This window comes from Streptomyces viridosporus T7A, assembly GCF_008704515.1.
GTDB classification, from domain to species: Bacteria; Actinomycetota; Actinomycetes; order Streptomycetales; family Streptomycetaceae; genus Streptomyces; species Streptomyces viridosporus.
In genome coordinates this window covers 4,056,531-4,082,322 of sequence record NZ_CP023700.1, presented here as the reverse complement: position 1 = coordinate 4,082,322, position 25,792 = coordinate 4,056,531, and the positions used below count along the sequence as shown (strand labels likewise).

Below are 25,792 nucleotides of genomic sequence, written 5' to 3'. Positions count from 1 at the left end.
CGGAGCGTGGAACGCAGGCCACGGGTGGGGAGGGTGTCGGGCACGCTGTTGGGTGTCTGAGGGCACGGCCGCACGGCCGGGTCTTCGGTCGCCGGCCCCGGTGCAGCACCGCGTGAGCGGTGCGTGACGGGTGGCTGGTCGTTGTTTGAGAACTGCACAGTGGACGCGAGCATCTGTGGCCAAGTTTTTAAGGGCGCACGGTGGATGCCTTGGCACCAGGAACCGATGAAGGACGTGGGAGGCCACGATAGGCCCCGGGGAGCCGTCAACCAGGCTGTGATCCGGGGGTGTCCGAATGGGGAAACCCGGCAGTCGTCATGGGCTGTCACCCGCTGCTGAACACATAGGCAGTGCGGAGGGAACGCGGGGAAGTGAAACATCTCAGTACCCGCAGGAAGAGAAAACAACCGTGATTCCGGGAGTAGTGGCGAGCGAAACCGGACGAGGCCAAACCGCAGGCGTGTGAGACCCGGCAGGGGTTGCGCATGCGGGGTTGTGGGATCTCTCTTCCACGGTCTGCCGGCCGTGGGACGAGTCAGAAACCGTTGGCGTAGGCGAAGGACATGCGAAAGGTCCGGCGCAGAGGGTAAGACCCCCGTAGCCGAAACGTCAGCGGCTCGTTGGAGAGACACCCAAGTAGCACGGGGCCCGAGAAATCCCGTGTGAATCCGGCGGGACCACCCGCCAAGCCTAAATATTCCCTGGTGACCGATAGCGGAGAGTACCGTGAGGGAATGGTGAAAAGTACCCCGGGAGGGGAGTGAAATAGTACCTGAAACCGTGTGCCTACAAGCCGTGGGAGCGTCGGAACGAGGCTTGCCTCGTTCTCGTGACTGCGTGCCTTTTGAAGAATGAGCCTGCGAGTTTGCGGTGTGTTGCGAGGTTAACCCGGGTGGGGAAGCCGTAGCGAAAGCGAGTCCGAACAGGGCGGTTTCAGTAGCACGCTCAAGACCCGAAGCGGAGTGATCTAGCCATGGGCAGGTTGAAGCGGAGGTAAGACTTCGTGGAGGACCGAACCCACCAGGGTTGAAAACCTGGGGGATGACCTGTGGTTAGGGGTGAAAGGCCAATCAAACTCCGTGATAGCTGGTTCTCCCCGAAATGCATTTAGGTGCAGCGTCGTGTGTTTCTTGCCGGAGGTAGAGCACTGGATAGGCGATGGGCCCTACCGGGTTACTGACCTTAGCCAAACTCCGAATGCCGGCAAGTGAGAGCGCGGCAGTGAGACCGTGGGGGATAAGCTCCATGGTCGAGAGGGAAACAGCCCAGAGCATCGACTAAGGCCCCCAAGCGTACGCTAAGTGGGAAAGGATGTGGAGTCGCAGAGACAACCAGGAGGTTGGCTTAGAAGCAGCCACCCTTGAAAGAGTGCGTAATAGCTCACTGGTCTAGTGATTCCGCGCCGACAATGTAGCGGGGCTCAAGCGTACCGCCGAAGTCGTGTCATTGCGATATGTACCCCCAACGGGGATCGTGATGGGTAGGGGAGCGTCGTGTGCCGGGTGAAGCAGCCGCGGAAGCGAGTTGTGGACGGTTCACGAGTGAGAATGCAGGCATGAGTAGCGATTCACACGTGAGAAACGTGTGCGCCGATTGACTAAGGGTTCCTGGGTCAAGCTGATCTGCCCAGGGTAAGTCGGGACCTAAGGCGAGGCCGACAGGCGTAGTCGATGGACAACCGGTTGATATTCCGGTACCCGCGGTGCAGCGCCAGACACCGAATCCAGTGATGCTAAGCCCGTGAAGCCGCCGGCCGAGTCTTCGGACGAGGCCGGAGTGGTGGAGCCGGTGACCCGAGCTGGTAGTAGGTGAGTGATGGGGTGACGCAGGAAGGCAGTCCAGCCCGGGCGGTGGTTGTCCCGGGGTAAGGGTGTAGGACGTCAGGTAGGCAAATCCGCCTGGCACATCGTCTGAGACCCGATGCCGAGCCGATTGCGGCGAAGTGGATGATCCTATGCTGTCGAGAAAAGCCTCTAGCGAGTTGCACGGCGGCCCGTACCCGAAACCGACTCAGGTGGTCAGGTAGAGAATACCGAGGCGTTCGGGTGAACTATGGTTAAGGAACTCGGCAAAATGCCCCCGTAACTTCGGGAGAAGGGGGGCCATCACTGGTGATCCGGCTTTGCCCGGTGAGCTGGGGGTGGCCGCAGAGACCAGCGAGAAGCGACTGTTTACTAAAAACACAGGTCCGTGCGAAGCCGTAAGGCGAGGTATACGGACTGACGCCTGCCCGGTGCTGGAACGTTAAGGGGACCGGTCAGCTTGGATTCGTCCAGGCGAAGCTGAGAACTTAAGCGCCAGTAAACGGCGGTGGTAACTATAACCATCCTAAGGTAGCGAAATTCCTTGTCGGGTAAGTTCCGACCTGCACGAATGGCGTAACGACTTCTCGACTGTCTCAACCATAGGCCCGGTGAAATTGCACTACGAGTAAAGATGCTCGTTTCGCGCAGCAGGACGGAAAGACCCCGGGACCTTTACTACAGTTTGATATTGGTGTTCGGTTCGGCTTGTGTAGGATAGCTGGGAGACTGTGAAGCGGCCACGCCAGTGGTCGTGGAGTCGTCGTTGAAATACCAGTCTGGTCGTGCTGGATGTCTAACCTGGGTCCGTGATCCGGATCAGGGACAGTGTCTGATGGGTAGTTTAACTGGGGCGGTTGCCTCCTAAAGGGTAACGGAGGCGCCCAAAGGTTCCCTCAGCCTGGTTGGCAATCAGGTGGTGAGTGTAAGTGCACAAGGGAGCTTGACTGTGAGACCGACGGGTCGAGCAGGGACGAAAGTCGGGACTAGTGATCCGGCGGTGGCTTGTGGAAGCGCCGTCGCTCAACGGATAAAAGGTACCCCGGGGATAACAGGCTGATCTTCCCCAAGAGTCCATATCGACGGGATGGTTTGGCACCTCGATGTCGGCTCGTCGCATCCTGGGGCTGGAGTCGGTCCCAAGGGTTGGGCTGTTCGCCCATTAAAGCGGTACGCGAGCTGGGTTTAGAACGTCGTGAGACAGTTCGGTCCCTATCCGCTGTGCGCGCAGGAGTCTTGAGAAGGGCTGTCCCTAGTACGAGAGGACCGGGACGGACGAACCTCTGGTGTGCCAGTTGTCCTGCCAAGGGCATGGCTGGTTGGCTACGTTCGGGAGGGATAACCGCTGAAAGCATCTAAGCGGGAAGCCTGCTTCGAGATGAGGACTCCCACCCACTTGATGGGGTAAGGCTCCCAGCAGACGACTGGGTTGATAGGCCGGATCTGGAAGCACGGTAACGTGTGGAGGTGACCGGTACTAATAGGCCGAGGGCTTGTCCTCAGCTGCTCGCGTCCACTGTGTTGGTTCTGAAACCACGAACAGCCAACGGTTGTTGATTGTTTCATAGTGTTTCGGTGGTCATAGCGTAGGGGAAACGCCCGGTTACATTCCGAACCCGGAAGCTAAGCCCTACCGCGCCGATGGTACTGCAGGGGGGACCCTGTGGGAGAGTAGGACGCCGCCGAACAATCATTCAGGGAATCCCCCGTGCCATTCGGCACGGGGGATTTCTGCGTTTCAGGCCGGCTCCACCAGCTTGGCGTCGTACGCCAGAATCACCGCCTGAATTCTGTCGCGGGACCCCGTCTTGGCGAGGATGCGGCCGACGTGCGTCTTCACCGTCGATTCGGCGAGGTGGAAGCGGGTCGCTATCTCCGTGTTCGTCCAGCCCTTGCCGATGACCGTGAGGATCTCCCGTTCCCGCTCGGTGAGGGCGGACAGCCGGGGGTCGTCGGACGTCGGCTTCTCCTCGGTGTCGCCGACCGGCAGATGGTGGGCGTAGGCGTCCAGGAGGCGGCGGGTCAGGCTGGGGGCGACCACCGCGTCGCCGGTCGCCACCGCGCGGATGCCGGAGAGGAGTTCCTCGGGCCGCACGTCCTTGACGAGGAAGCCGGAGGCGCCCGCGCGCAGGCCGGCGTAGGCGTACTCGTCGAGGTCGAAGGTCGTGAGGATGAGGACACGGGTGCGGTCGCCCGTGGCGACGATGCGACGGGTGGCCTCGATGCCGTCGAGGCCGGGCATGCGGATGTCCATCAGGACCACATCGGGGTGCAGTTCGGCCGTCATGCGGATCGCTTCGGTGCCGTTCGCCGCCTCGCCCAGGACCGTCATGTCGTCCTGGCTCTCCAGGAGCATGCGGAAGCCGAAACGCTGGAGGGGCTGGTCGTCGGCGATGAGGACGGTGGTCACTGCGGGGTTTCCTCCGGGAGGTGCAGGTGGACGCGCCAGCCCCGTTCGGGGTGGGGGCGTGGGCCGGCCTCAAGTGTGCCGCCGTACAGGGTGGTTCGCTCGCGCATTCCGGGGAGGCCGCGGCCGTCGCCGGGGACGGTCGTCCCGGGTTCTCCGGTGTCGGTGATCGTGACCGTGACGGCGCCCTTGTCGCCGTAGGAGAGGGTGATCTCGGCGGTGGCGTCCGGGCCGGCGTGCTTGAGGGTGTTGGTGAGGGCTTCCTGGACGACGCGGTAGACGGTGAGCTGGCGGCCCGCGGGGAGGGTGGCCCGGCCCTCGACCGTGGTGTGGACGGGGAGGCCCGCGGCACGGACGCCGTCGACGAGGTGCTCGAGGTCGGTGAGGGTGGGTTGAGGGGTCAGCTCGGCGGGGCGGGTCGACTCGTCGTCCCGCAGGACGTCCAGGAGGCGGCGCAGTTCGCCGAGGGCCTGGCGGCTGGTGGTGGCGATGGCGTCCAGGGCCTGGACGGCGCGTTCCGGGGACTTGGCGGCCGCGTAGGCGCCGCCGTCGGCCAGACCCGTGATGACGGAGAGGTTGTGGCCGATGATGTCGTGCATCTCGCGGGCGATGCGGGCGCGTTCGACGGCGGCGGCGATCCGGGCCTGCTGGTCGCGTTCGATCTCCAGTCGGCGGGCGCGGTCCTCCAGGGCCTCGGTGTAGTTCCGGCGGGTGCGGACGGTGATGCCGATCAGGACCGCCACGACGACGGACGTCAGCTGGGAGCCGATCTGCTGGCTCCAGTCGCCCTCCCCGTGGCGGGCCGTGGAGACCGCCACCGGGGTGAGGACCAGGGCGGTCGCCCACCACAGGTCGCGCAGGGGGAGGCGCAGGGCGATGTGGTAGACGACGACGAGGTGGAGCAGGGCCGCCTGGAGGGCGGCGCCGGTCCAGGCGTTGACGAGGGCGAACGGGGTGAGGACGAGCAGGGCCGCCGCGGGGCGGGTGCGGCGCAGGAGGAGGGGGACGGACAGGCCGAGGCTCAGGGCGAGCAGGAGCCGGCCGGGGGTGTCGGGGTTGTGCGTGGTGGTGCGCCAGCCGCCGCCGAGGTGGTCGATGAGGGCGGCGGTCACCCAGAAGCCGGTGAAGTGCAGGTCCCACAGCAGCGGGTGGCGCCGGTCGAAGGCGCGCACCCGTTGGGCGAGGCGTTGCACGTACGGGGTGAGGGGTTCCGTCGGCCGTCCTCCCGCGGATGCCTCCTGGTCGTTCGCCACGAGGTTCATGGTGGTGGGTCCGTCGGTCGGGGGGAACACGGTGGGGGCCATGGATCAGACGTCCCGGCGGCGCAGGGCCGTCGCGGCGGCCGCGAGGGAGACCGCCGCCCACGGGGTCAGGACGGGCAGGCGGCGCGGGACGGCGGTCATGGTGGCGCGGATCCGGCCGGTGGAGTACTCGCCGGCGGTGGCGAGGACGCCCAGGACGGCGAGGTCGACGGTGGCGTGACCGCGGGTGGGGGCGTCCGGGCCGAGGAAGCCGGTGACGGTGCCGGGGCGGACGGTGGAGGGCAGGTCGGTGACGACGGTCCGGTCGCCGTGGCGTTGGGTGAGGCCCTGTGCCGTAATCATGCTTCGATGCTCGTCCGTGCGGGGGCGGCGGGCGTCGGACCGGGGGCGGTGTGCGGGGTGAGGGCCGTGGTACTCCGGTACTACCGTGGCCGGCATGAGGAGTGAGCCCTTCGAGGACCGTGCGGTTCGGCCGGTGCGCGCCGGTGAGGGAGCTGCGGCTGACGGCGCTGCGGGACCCGGTGGCGCATCTCGCGTACCTGGAGACCCATGAGGAGGCGGTGGGCCGGCCCGACTCCTACTGGCGGGAGCGGACGGCGAACGCGGCGGAGGACGCGGGCGGGGTGCGGCAGTTCGTCGCCGAGGCGGCGGACGGGTCCTGGGTGGGCACGGTCACCGTGCTGATCGAGGAGGCCGGGGCGACGGACTGGGCCGGGTTCCCGGTCGCGCGGCGGCAGGGGCATCTCGTCGGGGTGTACGTGCGGCCCGGGCACCGGGGGAGCGGGGTGACCGGGGCGCTGTTCGACGCCGCGCTGGAGTGGGCGTGGGGGCGCGGGGCGGAGCGTGTGCGGCTCATCGTGCATCCGGAGAACGCGCGGGCGCTGGGCTTCTACCGCAAGGCGGGGTTCGTGGAGAGCGGGGTGACCGTGCCGCTTGCGGGGAAGCCGGACGAGCACGAGCTGGAGATGGTCGTCGAGCGCCGACCGACGTCGACCCCGGTATCGCGTTGACCGACGTCGGCCCCGGTCCCGGTGGCGCGCTGACCGCCGCCGGCCCCGGTGTCGCGCCGGGCGTCGGTGTCGCCCGTGCCGCGCGGAGGGGGAAGGACGCCCGTGCCGTCCGGGGCGTCGGTGGTCATACCGGCAGTTCGTCGTGCGGCCAGCGGGCCCGGCCCTGTTCGCGGGACCGGAGCAGGGCCAGGGTCGGCATGCCCCGGTCCGCCCCGGTGGCCAGGAGCTCCGGGAGCTGGGGAAGCGGGGCCACGGCCGCGATGTCGTCCAGGACGAGGGTGAGTGGTGGGTCGAGCCGACCGGAGGATGACCGTTCGGCCATGCGCCGGCCGCGCTCGACCACGTGTGCGGCGAGGGCCGTCAGCAGGGGCATCGCGCCCGGGCTGGTACGGGGGTCCTCGATGGATTCGCCCACTACGTAAAGCGTTCCCCCCTCGTGGATGAAGGAATCCAAGGCGAGGGCATCATTTCGGTTGGGGGTGCAGGCTTCACGGACGTTGACCGTGGCGAGGGCGGACAGCGCACGGGTGGTCAGCTGCTGGGCCATGTCCCGGCGTTCGGGGTGGGCGGTGAGGGCCGCTTCGAGTTCGCCCGCGGCGCCGGGGGCGGCCTGGGGGTGGGTGCGCAGGATGCGCACGGCGTCCTGGACCTGGAGGCCCTGGGCCCAGCGGTGGACGTGGCGGACGGTGCGGCCGTCCACGGCGGCGGCGTGCACATAGCTGCGCAGGAGGGTCGCGGCCGTGTCGCTGACCGCCTGGTCCAGGCGGGAGGCGGGGCGCACGGGGGCGAGGAGCGCCGCCGCGCGGGAGGCGGCGGTGCGCCGGTCCTCGCAGCCGACCGTGGGGGACCAGTGGAGGCGGGCCGGGGTGTCGCAGAGGTGCGTGGGGTCGTAGAGGTGGGTGGGGCCGAGTTTGGCCCGGGCGTCCTTGGTCTCCGCCCAGAGCGCGGGGTTCGAGGTGATGACGAGGGCGGGGCCGTCGGCGTCCCGTACGGCCTGGACGGCGGTCAGGTGGCGCAGGTCCGGTGGGCCGTAGTGCACCGTTCCTTCGACGCGGTGCGCCTCCCGCTCGTCCAGCCGTCCGCCGTCGGGCGGAGGGGCGGGGGGCGCGGCCTCCTGCGGTGCCGTGGGCCGGAGCGGCTTCGTCTCCCGCACGGGCTCCGGTGCCGTCCTCGGCAGGGGCACTTCGTGCTCTGCCGGTGCCTGCGCCTGCGCCTGTGCCGGTGCCTGTGCCGGTTCCGGGACCGCGGTCGTCGCCCGTTCCGGCGCCGTCCGTTCCGCGCGGCGCCGGGCCCGTACCGCTCTCCAGCGGGCCACCGTGCCCAGCACGAACACGGTCAGGACGGTCAGGAGCATCAACTGGCCGATGAACAGGCCCCAGAACAGGCCGTAGCCCGAGAGGTCGGACGCCGGCGTCTGCGGCCAGGCGCCGGGGATGTCGTGCGGTTCGGCGACGAGGTGGCGCATGGCCAGGGGGGTGCGGGCGAAGGCGAGCCCGGACGGCCAGGAGCCGTGGGCGAAGAGGCCCGCGAGGCCCGTGGCCGTCCACACCAGCAGGGTCATGCCGAGGAGGAACGCGATGAGGCCGATCAGCAGCCCGTCCGGGATGCCGCCCTGGCCGCTCCGGCCGCTCCCGCGGTGATCGTCCGGTCTCACACGTCCTCCCCGTGCACCCTCGTCCCTACGCCACCGTCGACCGGGGGTCCCCGACGTGCTGCTCCACGAAGGCCGCCGCGCGCTCCTCCGCCTCCAGTTCGGCGGCGCGCAGGGCGTCGTCGGACAGGTCGGCGGAGGACTCGGTCATCGCGCGGTCGGTGAAGACCAGCGGGCGTTCGGTCTCGGTGACCAGGTGTTTGACCACCTGGACGTTGCCGTTGACGTCCCAGACCGCGATGCCGGGGGTGAGGGTCGGGATGATCTCCACGGCCCACCTCGGCAGGCCCAGGACCCGCCCGGTCGCCCGTGCCTCGTCGGCCTTCTGGGCGTAGATGGTCCGGGTGGAGGCCATCTTCAGGATGGCCGCGGCCTCTTTCGCCGCCGCTCCGTCCACCACGTCGGACAGGTGGTGGACGACCGCGACGAAGGACAGGCCGAGCCGGCGGCCGAACTTCAGCAGGCGCTGGAACAGCTGGGCGACGAAGGGGCTGTTGATGATGTGCCAGGCCTCCTCGACCAGGAAGATGCGCTTCTTCCGGTCGGGGCGGATCCAGGTGTGCTCCAGCCACACGCCGACGATCGCCATCAGGATCGGCATGGCGATGGAGTTGCGGTCGATGTGGGACAGGTCGAAGACGATCAGCGGGGCGTCCAGGTCGATGCCGACGGTCGTGGGGCCGTCGAACATGCCGCGCAGGTCACCGTCGACCAGGCGGTCCAGGACGAGCGCCACGTCCAGGCCCCAGGCCCGTACGTCGTCTATGGCGACGTTCATCGCCTCCGCCGACTCCGGTTCGGGGTGGCGCAGTTGCTCGACGATGTCGGAGAGGACCGGCTGGCGTTCGACGATCGTCTCGTTGACGTAGGCGTGCGCGACCTTGAGCGCGAAGCCGGAGCGCTCGTCCAGGCCGTGCCCCATCGCGACCTCGATGATGGTCCGCAGCAGCGCGAGCTGGCCCGTGGTGGTGATCGACGGGTCGAGCGGGTTGAGCCGGATGCCGTGGTCCAGGGCGGCCATCGGGTCCAGCCGGATGGGGGTGATGCCCAGTTCCTGCGCGATGAGGTTCCATTCGCCGACGCCGTCCTCGCCCTGCGCGTCCAGGACGACGACCTGGCGGTCGCGGAAGCGCAGCTGGCGCAGGACGTACGTCTTCTCCAGGGCCGACTTGCCGTTTCCCGACTCGCCGAGGACCAGCCAGTGGGGGGCGGGCAGCTGCTGGCCGTAGAGCTGGAAGGGGTCGTAGATGTACCCCTTCCCGGAGTAGACCTCGCGGCCGATGATGACGCCGGAGTCGCCGAGGCCGGGCGCCGCGGTCGGCAGGTAGACCGCCTGTGCCTGGCCTGTGGAGGTGCGCACCGGCAGCCGTGTCGTCTCGACCTTCCCGAACAGGAAGGACGTGAAGGCGTCGGTGACGACGGACAGCGGATCCCGCATCTTCAGCTCAGCCCCTACCTTCGAATGCCGGTGGCGAACGGGAGTGTGTTCACGAAGGCGCGGTGGTGCTCGCGGTCGCACCACTCCAGCTTCAGGTACGACTTTCCGGCCGAGGCCCGTATGGTCCGCTTGTCGCGGGCCAGGGCCTCGGGAGAGCGGGAGGAGACGGTGATGTAGCCGACCAGGTTGACGCCGGCCGCGCCGCTGGCGAGGTCCTCGCCGCGCTGGTCGAGCCGGCTGTGGGCGGCGACGTCGCGCGGGTCGACGGTGCGGTTCATCTTGGCGGCGCGGGACGCCTCCGCCGCGTCGTTGGTCTTCTCGGTCAGCATGCGCTCGATGGCGATCTCGGTGGGTTCGAGGTCCATCGTGACGGCGACCGTGCGGATCACGTCCGGGGTGTGGACGAGGAGCGGGGCCAGGAAGTTGACGCCCACCGGGGTCATCGGCCACTCCTTGATCCAGGCCGTGGCGTGGCACCAGGGGGCGCGGGTGGCGGACTCGCGGGTCTTGGCCTGGAGGTAGGTCGGCTCCATGGCGTCCAGCTCGGCCGGCCAGGAGTTGCGCTTGCTCATCGCCTGGATGTGGTCGATCGGGTGGTCCGGGTCGTACATGGAGTGGATCAGCGAGGACATCCTGCTCTGGCCGAGCGGCTGCCGTACGCGGATGTCGGCCTCCTGGAGCCGGGAGCAGATGTCGGTCAGCTCGCGGGCCATGACGACGGCGAGCCCGGCGTCGCGGTCCACCTTGCCGCCGCCCTGGCCGCGCATCGCCCGCGCCATGGCGTTGGCCTCGGCGGCCAGGTCCCGGTTGTAGTGCATGCAGGCGACGAGGTACGCGCGGTGCTGCTCGCTGCTGGTCGACACCATCGACTGCAGCTGGTCGTACGACTGCTGCAGCCACGCCGGCGCCCTGTCGTCGCCGCGCACGGCGACGTCCTTGGCGTGGGCGTCGGGGTCGGCGGGCAGGGTGCGGGCGAGCATCTGGAGGCGGGTGACGAAGCCGTCGCCGTTGGCGACGTGCTTGAGCAGGGTGCCGAAGCGGTCGACGAGGGCCTCCTGGTCCTCGGAGTCGCGCAGGCCGACACCGGGGCCCTCGATCTCGATGGCGGCGGTGACGGTCTTGCGGTCCGCGTGCAGCAGGACGGCGATCTCGTCCGGGCCGAAGGGCGCGGAGAGCCAGGTGATCCGTCCGATGCCGGGCGGCGGCCCGATCTCCACCTCGCGCCCGTCCAGCCGGGTGCCGGCCTCGGCGGCGTCGGAGCGGTAGGTGGTGCCCCGGCGCACGGTGCGCTTGTAGCTGCGGTTGATCTCGAACCACTTGTAGAACGTGCGGCCCTTGTAGGGCACGTACACCACGGACAGCGCCAGCATCGGCAGGCCCGCGAGGAGGACGATCCGCACGGACAGGACGGGGACGAGGAGCCCGCACATCATGCCGAGGAACGCGCCCACGACGATCAGCGCGATCTCTCCGGTCTCGCGGTTGCGTCCGACGATCGCGTTCGGCCGGGCGCGGCCGATCAGATACGTACGGCGGGGCGTGATCGGATGGGACAGGTGGGACTCGGTCGTCAACGCCCTTCACCTCCCGTGCGGTTGTTGCTGCTGCTGTTGCGGGTGCTGCTGGCGTGGGGCGTGTTCACCGGGCTGCTCGAGCGGGGCGCGGGTGCGGCGGAGGGGACGGATCCGCCGCTGCCGCCGGAGGTGCGCGAGCTGTGCGCGGCGACGCCGCCGGAGGCGGGGTTGGAGGGGCGCGGTCCGGTGGACTGGCCGCCCCCGCCGCCGTGGTGGTCGGTCCGGCTGCTGTGGGTCTTGATGCCCTGCGCGACCAGGGTCGCCGGGGAGCTCATGACGGCGGCGGCCTTGCCCTCGGCGCCCTGCATGAGGCGGTTGCTGCGGGAGTGGGCGAGTTCGTCGCCGAAGCCGGGGACGAAGCGGTAGATCATCGCGGACGCGAAGATGGCGAGCAGGATGATCGCCAGTCCGGAGACGACGGCGGAGAACGCGTCGGGGCCGTCGTCGGCGGACAGGGCCCCGGCGAGGCCGAGCACGATGACGATGACCGGTTTCACCAGGATCACCGCGATCATGATCCCGGCCCAGCGGCGGACGTGGCCCCACAGGTTCTTGTCGACGAGGCCCGCGTAGACGACGGTGCCGAGGAGGGCGCCGACGTAGAGCAGGGCGGCGCGGATGACCAGCTCCAGCCAGAGGACGCCGGCGGCGAGGATGGAGACCAGGGACACGACGATCAGCATGATCGGGCCGCCGCCGATGTCGTCGCCCTTCTCCAGCGCGGCGGAGAAGGTGCCGAAGAAGGTGTCCGTCTGGTCGCCGGTCGCCTTCGCGAGCACGTCGGTGACGCCGTCGGTGGCCGAGACGACGGTGTAGAGGATCAGCGGGGTGAAGGCCGAGGCGAGCACGGTCAGCCAGAGGAAGCCGATGGCCTCGGAGAGGGCGGTGGTGAGGGGGACGCCCCGCACCGCCCGCTTGGCGACCGCGAGCAGCCAGAGGATGAGGGTGAGGATCGTCGACGCGGCGAAGACGACGGCGTACTGCTTGAGGAACGTGTCGTTGGTGAAGTCGACCTCCGCGGTCTCCTCCACGGCCTTGCTGAGCTGCTTGACGGTCCAGGCGGCGGCGTCGGCGCAGCCCTGGGCCAGGGAGGCGAGGGGGTCGAGGGCGGAGGTGGGGCCGTCGGGGATGCTGCTGGTTCCGGAGGAGCCGCCTTCGCCTCGCTCGCAGTAGTCCTTGGCGGGACCCACGATGAGGTCGCAGTTGTCGTCCGACGGGGTCGGTGACGGGGTGGGAACCGCTGTGGCACGAGTGGCCAGTAGCACGACCGTGGCCTGCACGGCCGTGAGGAGGGTGGCGACCTTGAGTACGCGGCGCGGGCTACCGGGCATATGTGAAGCCTCCGTACTCCTGGACGGCCTTGGCCATTTCCTCGGCGGTGGACGCCTTGTCGTCTCCGGGGACGGGCGCGGGGCCGTCCTTCTGCGAGAAGCTGTCCACCTTCCAGTCGTCGTCCGCCCAGCGCAGTTGAAGCGTCATGGTGAACCAGTCGCTGCTGACGGGGTTGGTGGACTTCTCTCCGGCGGTGCCGAACACGCCCGAACACCAGACCTCGACGGTGGCGGAGGTGTCCGAGTGACTCGTGACCTTGGTGCCGATCGGCACGGTGCGCGAGACGTAGGTGTTGCCCGCGACAGGGTTGCCGTTCTCGTCGAGACCGAGCTTGCTCAGGAACTCCTTGGTGTACGCCTTGTTGAAGCGTTCCTCCAGGACGGCCTGCTTGTCGGTGATGAAGACCTGCTGGACGATCTCGGTTCGCCGCGCGGGTTTGAGGATGTCGGCGGAGACCAGCGCCACCGCGTAGTTCGCCGCCGCGCTCTCCGCTCCCTGGCGGTCGTGGGCGAAGCCCGAGGGGATCCCCGCCGCCTTCGCCCCCACCGGCTTCTCCCCCGAAGGGGCCGTCGCCGCCGCCTTGGGGGAGTCGTCGGAGTCGTCCGTCGAGGAGGAACCGCCTCCTCCGCGGTTCGCGAAGGCGATCGCGGCGATGAGGAGGACCACCACGCCGACGACCGTGACCAGGCTGCGCGACGACGAACGGCCGCCTCTGCGCGTGCCGCCGTGCAGGTCGTCGTCCCTTCCCGGCAGGCGGGTGCGGGTCTGGCCCGTGCCGCCGTACCCACCGGAGGTCTCGTGCTCGTCTCCGAGACTCATACCGCGTACGCCCTTTCAGCGTCGTGCGGAAACACCTCGTGCTCCGTGTACTCCACGTACGACGGTAGCCGTGTTGGTTCCCGCGCGGGCGCGGTGTGGTGACTGGACATCAGGGAAGCACAACCTCAGCCGGTGGGCACGACGGGCGGGTGGGGTGGAGGGGAGGCCGGGCGTGCCCGGTCGGGACCGATGGAGTGGGCGGGGCCTACACGGCCATGCCGTACACGATGGTGAACAGCGTGCCGAGCGAGCCGATGATGAAGACGCCCGTCAGTCCCGCGATGATGAGGCCCTTGCCCTGTTCGGCGCTGAACGTGTCCCTCAACGCGGTGGCGCCGATGCGCTGTTTGGCCGCCCCCCAGATGGCGATGCCCAGGCAGATCAGGATGGCGATCGCCATGACCACTTCGATCATCACCTTGGCCTCGTTGCCCAGGCTGCCGAAGGGGCCCCAATCCGGAGCGATCCCGCCGATAATGGTGTTGATGTCTCCCTCGTCGGCCGCAAAGAGCATGTAAGTCACCGCCCCTGTATGGGTAGTTCCGCTTCCCCTGCGGTAGTGCAGAGGACAGGCCTCATTGTCACCGACATTGTCGCTGTCGTATGTCGACTTGGCGTCATCCGTTGACGGGTTTCGTACGAACAGCTTGCCACCGGCGCACGCCGGGCTCCGGGAGGGGCGTGCTCCGACGAGTGAAGAGTCGTATCGTCACTCTGTGTATCACGCTGAGTTACGCAGGGCAATGAACCCGGGGGGGAAGCCGGTGCGTGGTTCCGTCGCCGGGTCCCCTCCTCCGGGAAGGCCGCGCGGTGCGCGGGTCCGGTGCGGCGGCCCGCCCCCCGGGGTCGGGCGTCACTTCTGTCACGTGATCACCCCGAAGTGGGGGTGTCGCCCCTACACTGACGTCCGGCGGTGGACTCCCGGACGGTGAGGGGTGGTTGACGGTGCGTAAGGTCTGGGTCGGGGTGACCATCGCCACCGGTTCCGGTCTGGCCTTCGTGATGCTGCTCGTCGTCGGGGTCTACGTCGTCGCCGGGAACCTCGTCAACGGGGTCGGCGGCGGAGCGGCCAAGGCGCTCGCCAAGGGGACCGTGCCGGCCGCGTACCAGGCGCTCGTGCAGAAGTGGGGCAACCTCTGCCCGGCGATCAACCCGGCGCTGCTCGCCGCCCAGCTCTACCAGGAGAGCGGGTTCAACCCGAAGGCGCAGAGCCACGCGGCGGCGCAGGGCATCGCCCAGTTCATCCCCGGCACCTGGGCCACCCACGGCATCGACGGGGACGGGGACGGGGACCGCGACGTGTGGGATCCGCAGGACGCCATCCCGTCGGCGGCCACGTACGACTGCGCGCTCGCGTCCTACGTGAAGGACGTCCCCGGGAATTTGACCGAAAACATGCTGGCCTCCTACAACGCCGGGGCCTACGCGGTGATCAAGTACCAGGGGGTGCCGCCGTACAAGGAGACCCAGAACTACGTCAAGAGGATCCGTGCCCTGGAGGACAGCTTCGCCGCGCCGGTCGGCCGCGTCGACCCCTCCCGGCAGGCCGCCGGTGCCATCGCCTACGCGCAGAAGAAGCTCGGCACGCCCTACCTCTGGGGCGGCAACGGCACCGCTGACCAGGGCGGACGCTTCGACTGCTCGGGTCTGACCAAGGCGGCGTACGAGAGCGTCGGGATCACGCTGCCGCGCGTGGCCAACGACCAGTACAACGCGGGGCCGCACCCGAAGCGGAGTGAACTCCTCCCCGGCGATCTGGTGTTCTTCTCGGACGACCTCACCGATTCCCGGGCCATCCGGCATGTGGGCATTTATGTCGGTGGTGGATACATGATCGATGCGCCCCGTCCGGGTGCCGTGATCCGATTCGACCCGATCGACACACCTGACTACTTCGGGGCCACCCGGGTCACCGAAGATGGCGCGAAAGCACTGCCCACGACGCTGTGAGCGACGTGTGAACCCACCCCCTGAGCTGCGCAGATGAATCTCTCTTCGATAACGTCTGCGTGATCATTCGGTGGAGTGTGGAACGTATTGACGGGGACCATGCGTTCCTGTTCTCGTAGCCGAGCGGACGAGCGGGTCTACAAACCACGGGGGTGGCAGGAGAGGCGTGCGCACGGCACGCCGGGAGAGATGACGAAGGGGCCGCAGCACCATGGCTGGACTCGCAGAATCCGGGTCGAACCCCGACGTCGACCTGCTCTATGACATCAACGGACTCGCCAAGGACGCGCCGCCGTGGTTCGACCGGATCATGGAGTTCGTCGGCGAGTTCGGCCTGTTGATCGCCGTGATGGGGCTGATCCTGTGGTGCTGGTGGGGCGTGCGGCGGCGGGGCGGTGAGGACGCGGCGTCCTCCGTCGCGGCGCTGGTGTGGGCACCGCTCGCGGCCGGCGTCGCCGTCCTGGTGAACGTGCCGATCCGCGGATTCGTGGAGCGGCCCCGGCCGTTCAACGACCACGAGGGGCTCGAGGTCCTCATCCAGGGCAAGACCGACTACTCCTTCGTCAGCGACCACGCGACGCTCACCATGGCGCTCGCGGTGGGGCTGTTCCTGGCCAATCGGAAGTTGGGGCTCGTCGGCCTCGTGCTCGCCCTGTTCGCGGGCTTCTGCCGCGTCTACATGGGCGTGCACTACCCGACGGACGTCATCGGCGGACTCGCGCTCGGCACGGCGGTCGCCCTGCTGCTGTCGCCGCTCGCCATGGCGCTGCTGACGCCGGTCATGCGGGCGATCGAACGGTCGCCGCGGGCCGGGTGGCTGATCGCGGCGCGGGGGCGCAACCACGCGGAACGGAACTCGGCGGTGCCGGGCACCCGGAACGGGGCGCCCGGGGCGGAGGAGCGGGACCTGGCGGCCTGACCGGCCCCCTCGCCCCCGGGTCTCGAAGAGGTCCGCCTTCTCGGTGGCGTCGGCGGTGAGTCGTGTGCCGTCGGCTCTGACGAGGGTGACCCCGGTGAGGCTGTCGCAGGTCGGGCCGTAGGCGCGGGAGACCACGCCGTGGCCGCCGCCGAGGGTGAGGCCGGATATGCCGACGGTGGGTCAGGAGCCGCCGGGGACCGTCACGCCCTTCGCGGCGAGGGCGCGGTGGACGTCGATGAGCTTGGCGCCGACGACGGCGGTGCCCGCAGAGGCGCGGACGGTGTCGAGCGCTGAGACGTCGACGATCAGGCGGCCGTCGCCGGAGGACCAACCGGCGTAGGAGTGGCCGCCGTTGCGGATCGCCACGGGGACGGCGCGGGCGTGGGCGAGGACGGTGCGGATGTCGTCGGCGTGGGCGACGTAGGCCACGGCGGCGGGCTCGAGGTCGTCGAAGCGGGTGTTGTGGAGGCGGTGGGCCGTCGGCCAGTCGGCGCCGCCCGGGCGGACGAGGGCGCCGTCGAGGTCCCGGGCCAGGGCGGCCCAGTCGGCGGGGGCGGGGGTGCGTGCGGGGGTGCCGCTGTCCTTGCGGGTGCAGCCGGTGGCGGTGAGGGCCGCGGTCGCCGCGCCGGCGAGGAAGGTGCGCCGCTCCATGGGGTCTCCCGGGGCCGTGGAACGAGACGGGGGCGGGGCGCGGGGGTTCCATGGTGCTCGGGCGCCGGCTGGTCGCCCGGGGTCGGCGTGGGCCGGAGGCGGGGAGCGCGGCCCGGTGCCGACGGGCGCCTCCCCCCGAGCCCTCGCCCTCCCCGAGCCCTCGCCCCCGAGCTCTCGGCTCCGCTCGGGCAGCCGCCCCCCGTCGCCCGCCCGGGGCGGCCCGGGCGGGCGCGGTACGACGCCGGCGTGGGCGGGGTCACTCGAGGGTGTGGTTCTCGGCGTCCGTGCGGGCCAGGCTCCTGGCTCTCCTGGCCGGGCCGCGCCAGCCGCAGGTGCAGCGGGCTACGCAGAAAGGACCCTGCTCGGTGGTGGTCGTGCTGTGTCGGCCTGGGCCTGCCTCGTCGTCCTGGTGAGCCACGTCGACCACCGTAGCGCTCCGGTGCGTCGGCGTGACGGGGTCTCCCGCCGGTCGTTAACGGGAACGACGAACGGCCCGTGTCGGACGGAGCGGGGGTAGGCAGGCGATGGCGCGACGGCAGCAGCGGTACCGGCGGACGGTCGGCATGGTGGTCGCGGGCTGTCTCTGCCTGGGCGCCGCGGGCTGCGCGCGGAGCACCGCCGTGACCGGGGGTGCCCCGGCCGACGATCCGGTGCGGATGCTGCACCGGGCCGCCGACGCGCTGGTGGACGCCGGGAGCTCCAGGGCGCGGACCTCCCTGGAGATGGCCACCGGCGGGACCCGGGTGACCATCCGGGGCGAGGGCGTGTACGACTACCGCAAGCGGCTGGGGCGGCTGGAGGTGCTGCTGCCGCAGGGAGCGGCGGGGACCGCGGCGCGGCGGCCCATCATCGAGCTGCTCGCTCCCGGGGCGCTGTTCATGAAGAACCGGGGGGCCGGGGTGCCCGCCGACAAGTGGGTGCGGGTGGACACCGGGACGCTGTCCGACGGGAACCTCGTCACCGGCGGGGCCACCGATCCGTTCGCCGCCGCCGAGGTGCTGCGCGGGACGCGCGAGGCGACGTTCGTGGGGCGGACCGAGGTCGCGGGGACGCGGGTGCGGCACTACCGGGGGACGGCGGATCTGGCCGAGGCCGCGCGGGACGCGTCGGACGCGAACCGCGGCCCGCTGGCCGCGGCGGCGAAGGGGTTCGCCACGACCGAGGTGCCGTTCGACGTCTACCTCGACGGCGAAGGGCGGATCCGCAAGGTCCGGCACCGGTTCAGTTTCGTCAACGGGGAGGACGGAGAGCGGGTCGAGCCCGTCGCGGTCGCCTCGACCACGCTGCTGTACGCCTTCGGGGCCCCGGCCGACGTGCGGCTCCCGGCGCGGGAGGACATCTACGCCGGCCGGATCGCCGCGGAGTGACCGGCTCGAACTAGCCCTTCCGTGCCATGCGCGGCGTGTGGGCGGCTCCCTACCCTAGGAAGTCGGCGACGGCAGGGATGGGGTGAGGCGGGTGGTTCCGCTCAGGGGCGGGACGGTGCAGGATCACGTGGCGCTCGCCGAGATCGAGCTGTGCGGTGATCTGATCATCGCTGCCTCCGCCGCCGAGGACCGGCTCAGCCTGGAGAGCATCGACGAGGTGCTGCGGGTGGCCGAGGCACGGGCGGAGTACTCCCGGGAGTAGGGCCCTCCGCCCGCGGGCCGGCCGGGTCGCTCAGGTCCGCATCATGCGGGCGATGGCCTGCGTCGCCTCCTTGACCTTGGCGTCGATCTCGTCGCCGCCCTTGACGGCCGCGTCCGCGACGCAGTGGCGCAGATGCTCCTCCAGCAGTTGCAGCGCGAAGGACTGCAGCGCCTTGGTGGAGGCGGACACCTGGGTGAGTATGTCGATGCAGTAGACGTCCTCGTCGACCATCCGCTGCAGGCCGCGGATCTGGCCCTCGATGCGGCGCAGGCGTTTGACGTGGTCCTGCTTCTGGTGGTGGTAGCCGTGGATGCCGCGGTCGTGGTCGGTCACGACGTCCGCCGCGTCCGGTGCCTGGGCCGCGCCGGCCGCACCGGTCATGTCCGTGACGGCGGGGGCGGAGGGCGCGTTCGCGCCGGTCCCGGTGGTCGTCATCGCGTCCTCCTGGTGTACGGAAGGGCGTCATATACCCCTGGTGGGTATATGGTACCGAATTTTACGGGGTACAGGGGTCTTGGCTGCTGCCGTGCGCTGTGGCCGGGCGCGGCCCGCGGACCGCCCCCCTGCTCATCACTGTGTCCGATGGGCGACACTGGGGGACGGCCCGTTAGTCGTGGCCGGAGGATGCGCCTAGCATCAGCCTGACTGAAACCGATGCATACCGAGGACCCCACGTGCGCTTTCGTCTGACCCCCAGGGAGACGAGCTTCTACGACATGTTCGCCGCGTCCGCGGACAACATCGTCACGGGCTCGAAACTCCTGATGGAACTGCTCGGGGCGGACGCCTCCGCCCGGGCCGAGATCGCAGAGCGTATGCGGGCCGCGGAACACGCAGGTGACGACGCCACGCACGCGATCTTCCACCAGTTGAACTCCTCCTTCATCACGCCCTTCGACCGCGAGGACATCTACTCCCTCGCCTCCTCCCTCGACGACATCATGGACTTCATGGAGGAGGCCGTCGACCTGGTCGTCCTCTACAACATCGAGGAGCTGCCCAGGGGCGTCGAGCAGCAGATCGAGGTGCTGGCACGGGCCGCGGAGCTGACCGCGGAGGCCATGCCGCACCTGCGCACGATGGACAGCCTCACCGAGTACTGGATCGAGGTCAACCGCCTGGAGAACCAGGCCGACCAGATCCACCGCAAGCTGCTGGCCCACCTCTTCAACGGCAAGTACGACGCGATCGAGGTGCTGAAGCTGAAGCAGATCGTGGACGTACTGGAGGAGGCGGCCGACGCCTTCGAGCACGTGGCGAACACGGTGGAGACCATCGCGGTCAAGGAGTCCTGAGGCCCGTCCATGGACACCTTCGCTCTGGTCGTGACCATCGGGGTCGCGCTCTTCTTCACGTACACCAACGGTTTCCACGACTCGGCGAACGCGATCGCCACCTCGGTGTCGACGCGGGCCCTCACCCCCCGGGCCGCGCTCGCGATGGCGGCCGTCATGAACCTCGCCGGCGCCTTCCTGGGGTCGGGGGTCGCCAAGACGGTCAGTGAGGGACTGATCGAGACGCCCGAGGGCTCGACGGGCATGGGGATCCTCTTCGCCGCCCTGGTGGGGGCGATCGTCTGGAACCTGATCACCTGGTACTTCGGGCTGCCGTCCTCGTCCTCGCACGCCCTGTTCGGCGGCATGGTGGGCGCCGCGCTGGCCGGCGGCACGACCGTGTACTGGGACGGGGTGCTGGAGAAGATCGTCATCCCGATGTTCGTGTCGCCGGTGGTGGGCCTGATCGCCGGTTACCTGGTGATGACGGCGATCCTGTGGATGTTCCGGCGGGCCAACCCGCACAAGGCCAAGCGGGGCTTCCGCATAGCGCAGACGGTGTCGGCGGCGGGCATGGCGCTGGGGCACGGTCTGCAGGACGCGCAGAAGACGATGGGCATCGTGGTGATGGCGCTGGTCATCGCCGACGTGGAGGACTACGGCGATCCGATCCCGGTGTGGGTGAAGGTCGCCTGTGCGCTGATGCTGTCCGCGGGGACGTACGCGGGTGGCTGGCGGATCATGCGGACGCTGGGCCGGAAGATCATCGAGCTGGACCCGCCGCAGGGGTTCGCGGCGGAGACGACCGGCGCGTCGATCATGTTCGGGTCGGCGTTCCTGTTCCACGCGCCGATCTCGACGACGCATGTGATCACGTCCGCGATCATGGGTGCGGGGGCGACGAAGCGGGTCAACGCGGTGCGCTGGGGCGTGGCCAAGAACATCGTCCTCGGGTGGTTCATCACCATGCCGGCGGCGGCGCTGGTGGCCGCGGCGTCCTTCGGCCTGGTGCACCTGGCGTTCCTCTAGGGCCGGAGAGGAACGCGGTACGACGACGGGCCCGCCCCCGGGAGCCGGGGGCGGGCCCTTTTCGTCCTCACGGTGGCACCGCCATGCAGCACCGCGAGGGGTTCGGGGGGTCAGCCGAAGCGGCCGGAGATGTAGTCCTCCGTGGCCTGGACGGACGGGTTGGAGAAGATCCGCTCCGTGTCGTCGATCTCGATCAGCTTGCCGGGCTGGCCGACCGCCGCCAGGTTGAAGAACGCCGTGCGGTCGGAGACGCGCGCCGCCTGCTGCATGTTGTGCGTCACGATGACGATCGTGAAGCGCTCCTTCAGCTCGCCGATCAGGTCCTCGATGGCGAGGGTGGAGATCGGGTCCAGGGCGGAGCAGGGCTCGTCCATCAGCAGGACGTTCGGCTCGACCGCGATGGCGCGGGCGATGCACAGGCGCTGCTGCTGGCCGCCGGAGAGGCCCGAGCCGGGCTTGTTCAGGCGGTCCTTGACCTCGTTCCAGAGGTTCGCGCCCTTGAGGGACTTCTCGACGATGTCGTCCAGCTCGGACTTCTTGTACTTGCCGTTCAGGCGCAGGCCCGCCGCCACGTTGTCGTAGACCGACATCGTGGGGAACGGGTTCGGGCGCTGGAAGACCATGCCGACCTCGCGCCGCACGGCCACCGGGTCGATCCCGCTGCCGTACAGGTTCTCGTCGTCGAGCAGGACCTTGCCCTCGACCCGGCCGCCCGGCGTCACCTCGTGCATGCGGTTGAGCGTGCGCAGGAAGGTGGACTTGCCACAGCCGGAGGGGCCGATGAAGGCGGTCACCGAGCGGGGCTCGACGGTCATCGAGATGTCCTCGATGGCGAGGAAGGAGCCGTAGTAGGCGTTGAGGCCGCTGACATCGATGCGCTTGGCCATGTGAATCACTGCTTCTTTCGGGTCGCTGACGGAAAAGGGCTCCTGGCCGCGTCAGCGACCGGTCTTCGGGGCCTTCCAGCGGGCGATGCCGCGGGCCACCAGGTTGAGGATCATGATGAACGCGATGAGCGTCAGGGCCGCCGCCCAGGCACGGTCGTAGGCCGCGCCGTAGCCTCCGCTGTTGGCGTACTGCAGGTAGATGTACATCGGCAGCGAGGCCTGCGGGTCGGAGAACGGGTTGCTGTTGATGAAGTTCGTTCCCCAGACCAGCAGCAGCACGGGCGCGGTCTCACCGGTGATGCGGGCGATCGCGAGCATGATGCCGGTGGTGATGCCGCCGATCGACGTGGGCAGGACCACCTTGAGGATGGTGCGCCACTTCGGCACGCCCAGCGCCAGCGACGCCTCGCGCAGCTCGTTCGGGACGAGCTTGAGCATCTCCTCGGTGGAACGGACGACCACCGGGATCATCAGGATGGACAGGGCCATCGCGCCGGCGAAGCCGGAGTAGCCCATGTCCAGGATCAGGATCCACAGGCTGAGGATGAACAGGCCCGCGACGATGGACGGGATGCCCGTCATGACGTCGACGAAGTAGGTGACGGCCTTGGCGAGCCGGCCGCGGCCGTACTCGACCAGGTAGATCGCGGTGAGCACGCCGATCGGCACGGAGATCAGGGTGGCGAGGCCGACCTGCTGCAGCGTGCCGAGGATGGCGTGGTAGATGCCGCCGCCGGGCTCGGTGTCGGCGACCACGCCCATCGAGTGGGTCAGGAAGTACCCGTCGAGGACCTTCACGCCGCGCTTGAGGGTCTCCCAGATCAGGGAGGCCAGCGGGATCACGGCCAGGAGGAAGGCGACCCACACCAGGCTGGTCGCGGTGCGGTCCTTGGCCTGGCGGCTGCCCTCGACCTTGGCGGAGATGCCGTAGGAGCCGAGGACGAACAGCAGGGCCGCGATCAGGGCCCACTGGATGTCGCTGTGCAGGCCGGCCGCGGCGCTGATGCCCAGGCCCGCGACGGCGGAACCCGCGGCGACCGCCCAGGCGAACCACTTGGGCAGGGTCGCGCCGCGCAGGGAGCTGCGCTGGGGGGAAAGGGTTGCGTGGCTCATGCGTTGGCCCCCGAGTACTCCTTGCGGCGGGCGATGATCATGCGGGCCGCGCCGTTGACCAGCAGCGTGATGACGAAGAGGACGAGACCGGAGGCGATCAGCGCGTCCCGGCCCGTCACGGTGGCCTCGTTGAACTTGCTGGCGATGTTCTGCGCGAAGGTGCCGCCGCCCGTGTCGAGCAGGCTGACGTTGATGTCGAAGCTGGAGGAGAGCACCATGGCCACGGCCATCGTCTCGCCGAGCGCGCGGCCGAGGCCGAGCATCGAGGCGGAGATGACGCCGGAGCGGCCGAAGGGCAGCACCGACATGCGGATGACCTCCCAGCGCGTGGCGCCGAGGGCCAGGGCCGCCTCCTCGTGCATCCGCGGGACCTGCCGGAAGACCTCGCGGCTCACGTTGGTGATGATCGGCAGGATCATGATGGCGAGCAGGATGCCGACGGTGAACAGCGAGCGCGGGGCGCCGTCGTTCCACTCGAAGACGCCGGTCCAGCCGAGGTAGTCGTCCAGCCAGCCGTAGAGGCCCTCCAGGTGCGGTACCAGGACGAGGGCGCCCCACAGGCCGTAGACGATGGAGGGGACGGCGGCGAGCAGGTCGATCACGTACGCGATGGGGCCGCCGAGGCGGCGCGGGGCGTAGTGCGTGATGAACAGGGCGATGCCGACCGCGATCGGGACCGCGATGGCCATGGCGATGATCGACGACACGACGGTGCCGAAGGCCAGGACCGCGATGCCGAACTTCGGCGGGACGCCGCTGGGGTTCCACTCGAAGGAGGTGAAGAAGTTCGCCTCGTTCTCGCCGAGGGCTATGGAGGCGCGGTAGGTCAGGAAGGCCGCGATGGCGGCCATGAGGGCCAGCACGAAGATGCCGGATCCGCGGGAGAGCCCGAGGAAGATCCGGTCGCCGGGGCGGGTGGCACCGCGTGCGGCGCGCTTGTCCTGGGGCGCGGCGGGCGCGGGTGCGGCGGGTGTGGGGGGAACGGTGGGTCGGTGTGTCTTGATGTCCATCGGGTTCTCCGGTCTGCGGAGCCACCGGGGTGGGCGGCTCGGTCGGAGCCGTCCGGGGGCCGGGGGCTCCTGATGGCGGTGCACCGGACGGTGCGGACCGGCCCCGTGGTGGGGGCCGGTCCGCACACTCGGGTCAGCTCAGGCCCGAGACGGTTTCGCGGACCTTGGTGATGATCTCCTGGGGCATCGGGGCGTAGCCGGCGTCGGCGAGCAGGCCCTGACCGTCCTCGGAGGCCACGTAGTTCAGGAAGGACTTGGTGGCGGGCAGGGTGTCCGCCTTGTTGCCCTTGTCGCAGACGATCTCGTACGTCACCATGACCATCGGGTAGGCGCCCTCGGCGGACGGGGTGTAGTCCAGCTCCAGCGCGAGGTCCTTGCCGGTGCCGACGATCTTGGCGGCGCCGATGGCGGCGGTGGCGTTCTCGACGGTGGCCTTGACCGGCTCGGCGGCCTCGGTCTTGATGTCGACGGTCTTGATGCCGTCCTTGGCGTAGGAGAGCTCGAAGTACGAGATCGCGCCCTCGGTCTGCTTCACCTGCTGGGCCACGCCGGAGGAGCCCTGAGCGGACTGGCCGCCCTCGGCCTCCCAGGACTTGCCCGGCTCGTACTTCCAGTCCTTGGGCGCGGCGGCCTTCAGGTACTTGGTGAAGTTGTCGGTGGTGCCGGACTCGTCGGAGCGGTGGAAGGCCTGGATCTTGAGGTCGGGAAGCTTCGCGTCGGGGTTGAGCTTCTTGATGGCCTCGTCGTTCCAGTTGGTGATCTTGTTGTCGAAGATCTGCGCGAGGGTGGCGGCGTCCAGGGCGAGGGTGTCGACGCCGGGGACGTTGTAGCCGACCGCGATCGGGCCGCCGACCATCGGCAGGTCGATGGCCTGGCCGTCGGTGCAGACCTTCTTCGAGGCCTCGATCTCCTCGGGCTTCAGCGCGGAGTCCGAACCGGCGAAGGCGGTCTGGCCCTGGGTGAACGCGGTGATGCCGGCGCCCGAACCGGTCGGGTTGTAGTTGATCTGCACGTCCTTGCAGGCCGCGGTGTACTGCTTGACCCAGGCGTCGATCGCGTTCTTCTGGGCGGAGGAGCCGGAGGCCTGCAGCTGACCCTTGGCGTCACCGCAGTCGATGTTGCCGGCCGCCGTGCTGGACGACGCGTCGCCGTTGCCGGCGCCGCCGGTGTCGTCGGAGCCGCACGCCGTGAGGGCCAGGGCGCCGGAGACGGCGAGAGCGCCGAGAGCGAGGGCCCGCCGGTTCTTGCGCTGAAGCTTCACTTGAGTTCCTTCCAGGAGCCGCCGTCCTGCATTCGGCGGCGTGCGAAGTGTGAGTGCTGCGGTCTCCCTCTTCCCGGGCGATCCGCATCGCGTAAGGCCGAAATTAGGCAGATCAGGTGACGGCGCCGATGGGCGTAAATGAACGGGGGGTGAACCCCTGTGGACGGTGCGGTGAGGTAACGGAACGCTTACGTCAAGGACACGGGAGGATACCGGGCGACCGGGTCGGAACGGGGCACCCGGGACCGCGCTCAGGGAGCGGCCGGGCGCAGGACGGCGAGCAGGGCGTCCACCAGGGCGGCGTCCCCGGGCGCGGTGAGGCGGGAGCGGGCCGCGTCCGGGGGGAGCCACAGGATGCGGTCGATCTCGTCGTTCGGGGTGAACGTGCCGGAGACGGCCTCGGCCGCCCAGTAGCGGACCCGCTTGGGGCGGCCCTTGGCCAGATAGTGCGTCGAGGGGAGCTCGGCGGACGGCGCCGCGGTGTGGCCCGTCTCCTCGGTGACCTCGCGCAGCGCGCCGGCCAGCGGGTCCTCGCCCCGTCTGAGCTTGCCCTTGGGCCAGGACCAGTCGTCGTACTTCGGCCGGTGCACCAGGCAGAGCTGGAGCTCCCCGGTCACCGGGGAGCGGCGCCACAGGACGCAGCCGGCGGCCTGGACGGTGAGGGAGGGATGCTTGCCGGAGCCGGAGCCGGACCCTGAGCTGGATCCGGATTCTGGGCCGGAGCCTGGGCCGGATCCTGAGCCCGGGGAGTTCATCGGGTACCTCCCTGTCTCC

23 protein-coding genes, 2 rRNA genes and 1 pseudogene are annotated in these 25,792 nt (G+C 69.4%); 9 read left to right on the top strand and 17 right to left on the bottom strand.

Features of this window, described 5'->3' with window-relative positions; genetic code table 11:
* Window positions 1-177 precede the first annotated feature (177 nt).
* Both CP969_RS18900 and rrf read left to right on the top strand, forming a co-directional pair.
* Window positions 178-3,303 (top strand): 23S ribosomal RNA (locus CP969_RS18900).
* A 70-nt stretch (window positions 3,304-3,373) separates the two neighbouring features.
* Window positions 3,374-3,490 (top strand): 5S ribosomal RNA (gene rrf, locus CP969_RS18895).
* 50 nt (window positions 3,491-3,540) lie between these two features.
* On the opposite strand, the gene CP969_RS18890 is transcribed toward rrf, so the two are convergent.
* From CP969_RS18890 to CP969_RS18880, 3 genes are read right to left on the bottom strand one after another with little or no spacing between them, the layout of a single operon-like run.
* Complete coding sequence (locus CP969_RS18890) at window positions 3,541-4,212, bottom strand: response regulator (RefSeq protein ID WP_004986324.1); 672 nt, start codon at window positions 4,210-4,212, stop codon at window positions 3,541-3,543.
* Window positions 4,209-5,513 carry a sensor histidine kinase gene (locus CP969_RS18885; protein ID WP_016825590.1) on the bottom strand — a complete coding sequence of 435 codons (1,305 nt, stop codon included), beginning with the start codon at window positions 5,511-5,513 and terminating at the stop codon, window positions 4,209-4,211. Before CP969_RS18885 ends, CP969_RS18890 begins: the two co-directional genes overlap by 4 nt.
* 3 nt (window positions 5,514-5,516) lie before the next feature.
* Window positions 5,517-5,813, bottom strand: coding sequence for an ATP-binding cassette domain-containing protein (locus tag CP969_RS18880; protein ID WP_016825591.1), 297 nt, complete (start codon window positions 5,811-5,813; stop codon window positions 5,517-5,519).
* 119 nt (window positions 5,814-5,932) lie between these two features.
* Between CP969_RS18880 and CP969_RS18875 the strand changes: the two genes are divergently transcribed.
* Complete coding sequence (locus CP969_RS18875) at window positions 5,933-6,481, top strand: GNAT family N-acetyltransferase (RefSeq protein WP_016825592.1); 549 nt, start codon at window positions 5,933-5,935, stop codon at window positions 6,479-6,481.
* Between the two features lie 124 nt (window positions 6,482-6,605).
* Here CP969_RS18875 and CP969_RS18870 read toward each other — a convergent pair whose 3' ends face one another.
* From CP969_RS18870 to CP969_RS18845, 6 genes are all read right to left on the bottom strand, one after another.
* Window positions 6,606-8,135, bottom strand: a complete 1,530-nt coding sequence (locus CP969_RS18870) for a type IV secretory system conjugative DNA transfer family protein (RefSeq protein WP_016825593.1) — start codon at window positions 8,133-8,135, stop codon at window positions 6,606-6,608.
* A gap of 25 nt (window positions 8,136-8,160) precedes the next feature.
* Window positions 8,161-9,570 (bottom strand): ATP-binding protein, encoded by a 1,410-nt coding sequence (locus tag CP969_RS18865; RefSeq protein WP_016825594.1) that lies wholly within the window; start codon window positions 9,568-9,570, stop codon window positions 8,161-8,163.
* A gap of 14 nt (window positions 9,571-9,584) precedes the next feature.
* On the bottom strand, window positions 9,585-11,144 hold the full coding sequence (locus CP969_RS18860) for an SCO6880 family protein (protein ID WP_016825595.1): 1,560 nt from the start codon (window positions 11,142-11,144) through the stop codon (window positions 9,585-9,587).
* Window positions 11,141-12,475, bottom strand: a complete 1,335-nt coding sequence (locus tag CP969_RS18855; protein WP_016825596.1) for a hypothetical protein — start codon at window positions 12,473-12,475, stop codon at window positions 11,141-11,143. Before CP969_RS18855 ends, CP969_RS18860 begins: the two co-directional genes overlap by 4 nt.
* Window positions 12,465-13,295, bottom strand: a complete 831-nt coding sequence (locus CP969_RS18850; RefSeq protein WP_016825597.1) for a DUF8175 domain-containg protein — start codon at window positions 13,293-13,295, stop codon at window positions 12,465-12,467. Before CP969_RS18850 ends, CP969_RS18855 begins: the two co-directional genes overlap by 11 nt.
* Window positions 13,296-13,500: 205 nt before the next feature.
* On the bottom strand, window positions 13,501-13,809 hold the full coding sequence (locus tag CP969_RS18845) for a hypothetical protein (RefSeq protein ID WP_004986337.1): 309 nt from the start codon (window positions 13,807-13,809) through the stop codon (window positions 13,501-13,503).
* Window positions 13,810-14,234: 425 nt separating this feature from the next.
* Between CP969_RS18845 and CP969_RS18840 the strand changes: the two genes are divergently transcribed.
* On the top strand, window positions 14,235-15,245 hold the full coding sequence (locus tag CP969_RS18840) for a C40 family peptidase (RefSeq protein WP_026085062.1): 1,011 nt from the start codon (window positions 14,235-14,237) through the stop codon (window positions 15,243-15,245).
* A gap of 211 nt (window positions 15,246-15,456) precedes the next feature.
* Window positions 15,457-16,164 carry a phosphatase PAP2 family protein gene (locus CP969_RS18835; RefSeq protein WP_004986342.1) on the top strand — a complete coding sequence of 236 codons (708 nt, stop codon included), beginning with the start codon at window positions 15,457-15,459 and terminating at the stop codon, window positions 16,162-16,164.
* On the opposite strand, the pseudogene CP969_RS18830 reads toward CP969_RS18835, so the two are convergent.
* Window positions 16,120-16,815 (bottom strand): annotated as a pseudogene (locus CP969_RS18830) (FAD-binding oxidoreductase); the annotation flags it as partial. The gene CP969_RS18835 and the pseudogene CP969_RS18830 sit on opposite strands and share 45 nt — an antisense overlap.
* Window positions 16,816-17,071: 256 nt before the next feature.
* Entirely contained in the window at window positions 17,072-17,233 is a 162-nt protein-coding gene (locus CP969_RS33270) for a hypothetical protein (RefSeq protein ID WP_170102213.1), read from the bottom strand.
* A 106-nt stretch (window positions 17,234-17,339) separates the two neighbouring features.
* Here CP969_RS33270 and CP969_RS18825 point away from each other — a divergent pair, with 106 nt between their 5' ends.
* Window positions 17,340-18,182 carry an SCO4651 family lipoprotein gene (locus CP969_RS18825; RefSeq protein ID WP_004986347.1) on the top strand — a complete coding sequence of 281 codons (843 nt, stop codon included), beginning with the start codon at window positions 17,340-17,342 and terminating at the stop codon, window positions 18,180-18,182.
* Window positions 18,183-18,264: 82 nt separating this feature from the next.
* Window positions 18,265-18,444: a hypothetical protein gene (locus CP969_RS18820; protein WP_078495386.1), complete on the top strand. Its 180-nt coding sequence runs from the start codon at window positions 18,265-18,267 to the stop codon at window positions 18,442-18,444.
* A 30-nt stretch (window positions 18,445-18,474) separates the two neighbouring features.
* On the opposite strand, the gene CP969_RS18815 is transcribed toward CP969_RS18820, so the two are convergent.
* Window positions 18,475-18,879 carry a metal-sensitive transcriptional regulator gene (locus CP969_RS18815; RefSeq protein ID WP_016825601.1) on the bottom strand — a complete coding sequence of 135 codons (405 nt, stop codon included), beginning with the start codon at window positions 18,877-18,879 and terminating at the stop codon, window positions 18,475-18,477.
* Window positions 18,880-19,118: 239 nt separating this feature from the next.
* On the opposite strand from CP969_RS18815, the gene CP969_RS18810 reads away from it, so the two are divergent.
* Both CP969_RS18810 and CP969_RS18805 read left to right on the top strand, forming a co-directional pair.
* Complete coding sequence (locus tag CP969_RS18810) at window positions 19,119-19,739, top strand: DUF47 domain-containing protein (protein WP_004986355.1); 621 nt, start codon at window positions 19,119-19,121, stop codon at window positions 19,737-19,739.
* Window positions 19,740-19,748: 9 nt separating this feature from the next.
* Window positions 19,749-20,747 (top strand): inorganic phosphate transporter, encoded by a 999-nt coding sequence (locus tag CP969_RS18805; RefSeq protein WP_004986356.1) that lies wholly within the window; start codon window positions 19,749-19,751, stop codon window positions 20,745-20,747.
* Window positions 20,748-20,857: 110 nt separating this feature from the next.
* Here CP969_RS18805 and pstB read toward each other — a convergent pair whose 3' ends face one another.
* The 5 genes from pstB to CP969_RS18780 form a co-directional block, all read right to left on the bottom strand.
* Complete coding sequence (gene pstB, locus CP969_RS18800; protein WP_004986357.1) at window positions 20,858-21,634, bottom strand: phosphate ABC transporter ATP-binding protein PstB; 777 nt, start codon at window positions 21,632-21,634, stop codon at window positions 20,858-20,860.
* Between the two features lie 51 nt (window positions 21,635-21,685).
* Complete coding sequence (gene pstA / locus CP969_RS18795; RefSeq protein ID WP_016825603.1) at window positions 21,686-22,747, bottom strand: phosphate ABC transporter permease PstA; 1,062 nt, start codon at window positions 22,745-22,747, stop codon at window positions 21,686-21,688.
* A complete protein-coding gene (gene pstC / locus CP969_RS18790) occupies window positions 22,744-23,757 on the bottom strand; it encodes a phosphate ABC transporter permease subunit PstC (protein ID WP_016825604.1) in 1,014 nt (337 codons plus the stop codon). Before pstC ends, pstA begins: the two co-directional genes overlap by 4 nt.
* A gap of 133 nt (window positions 23,758-23,890) precedes the next feature.
* Complete coding sequence (pstS, locus tag CP969_RS18785) at window positions 23,891-25,018, bottom strand: phosphate ABC transporter substrate-binding protein PstS (protein WP_004986362.1); 1,128 nt, start codon at window positions 25,016-25,018, stop codon at window positions 23,891-23,893.
* A 251-nt stretch (window positions 25,019-25,269) separates the two neighbouring features.
* Window positions 25,270-25,773, bottom strand: a complete 504-nt coding sequence (locus CP969_RS18780) for an NUDIX hydrolase (protein ID WP_026085063.1) — start codon at window positions 25,771-25,773, stop codon at window positions 25,270-25,272.
* Between the last annotated feature and the right edge of the window lie 19 nt (window positions 25,774-25,792).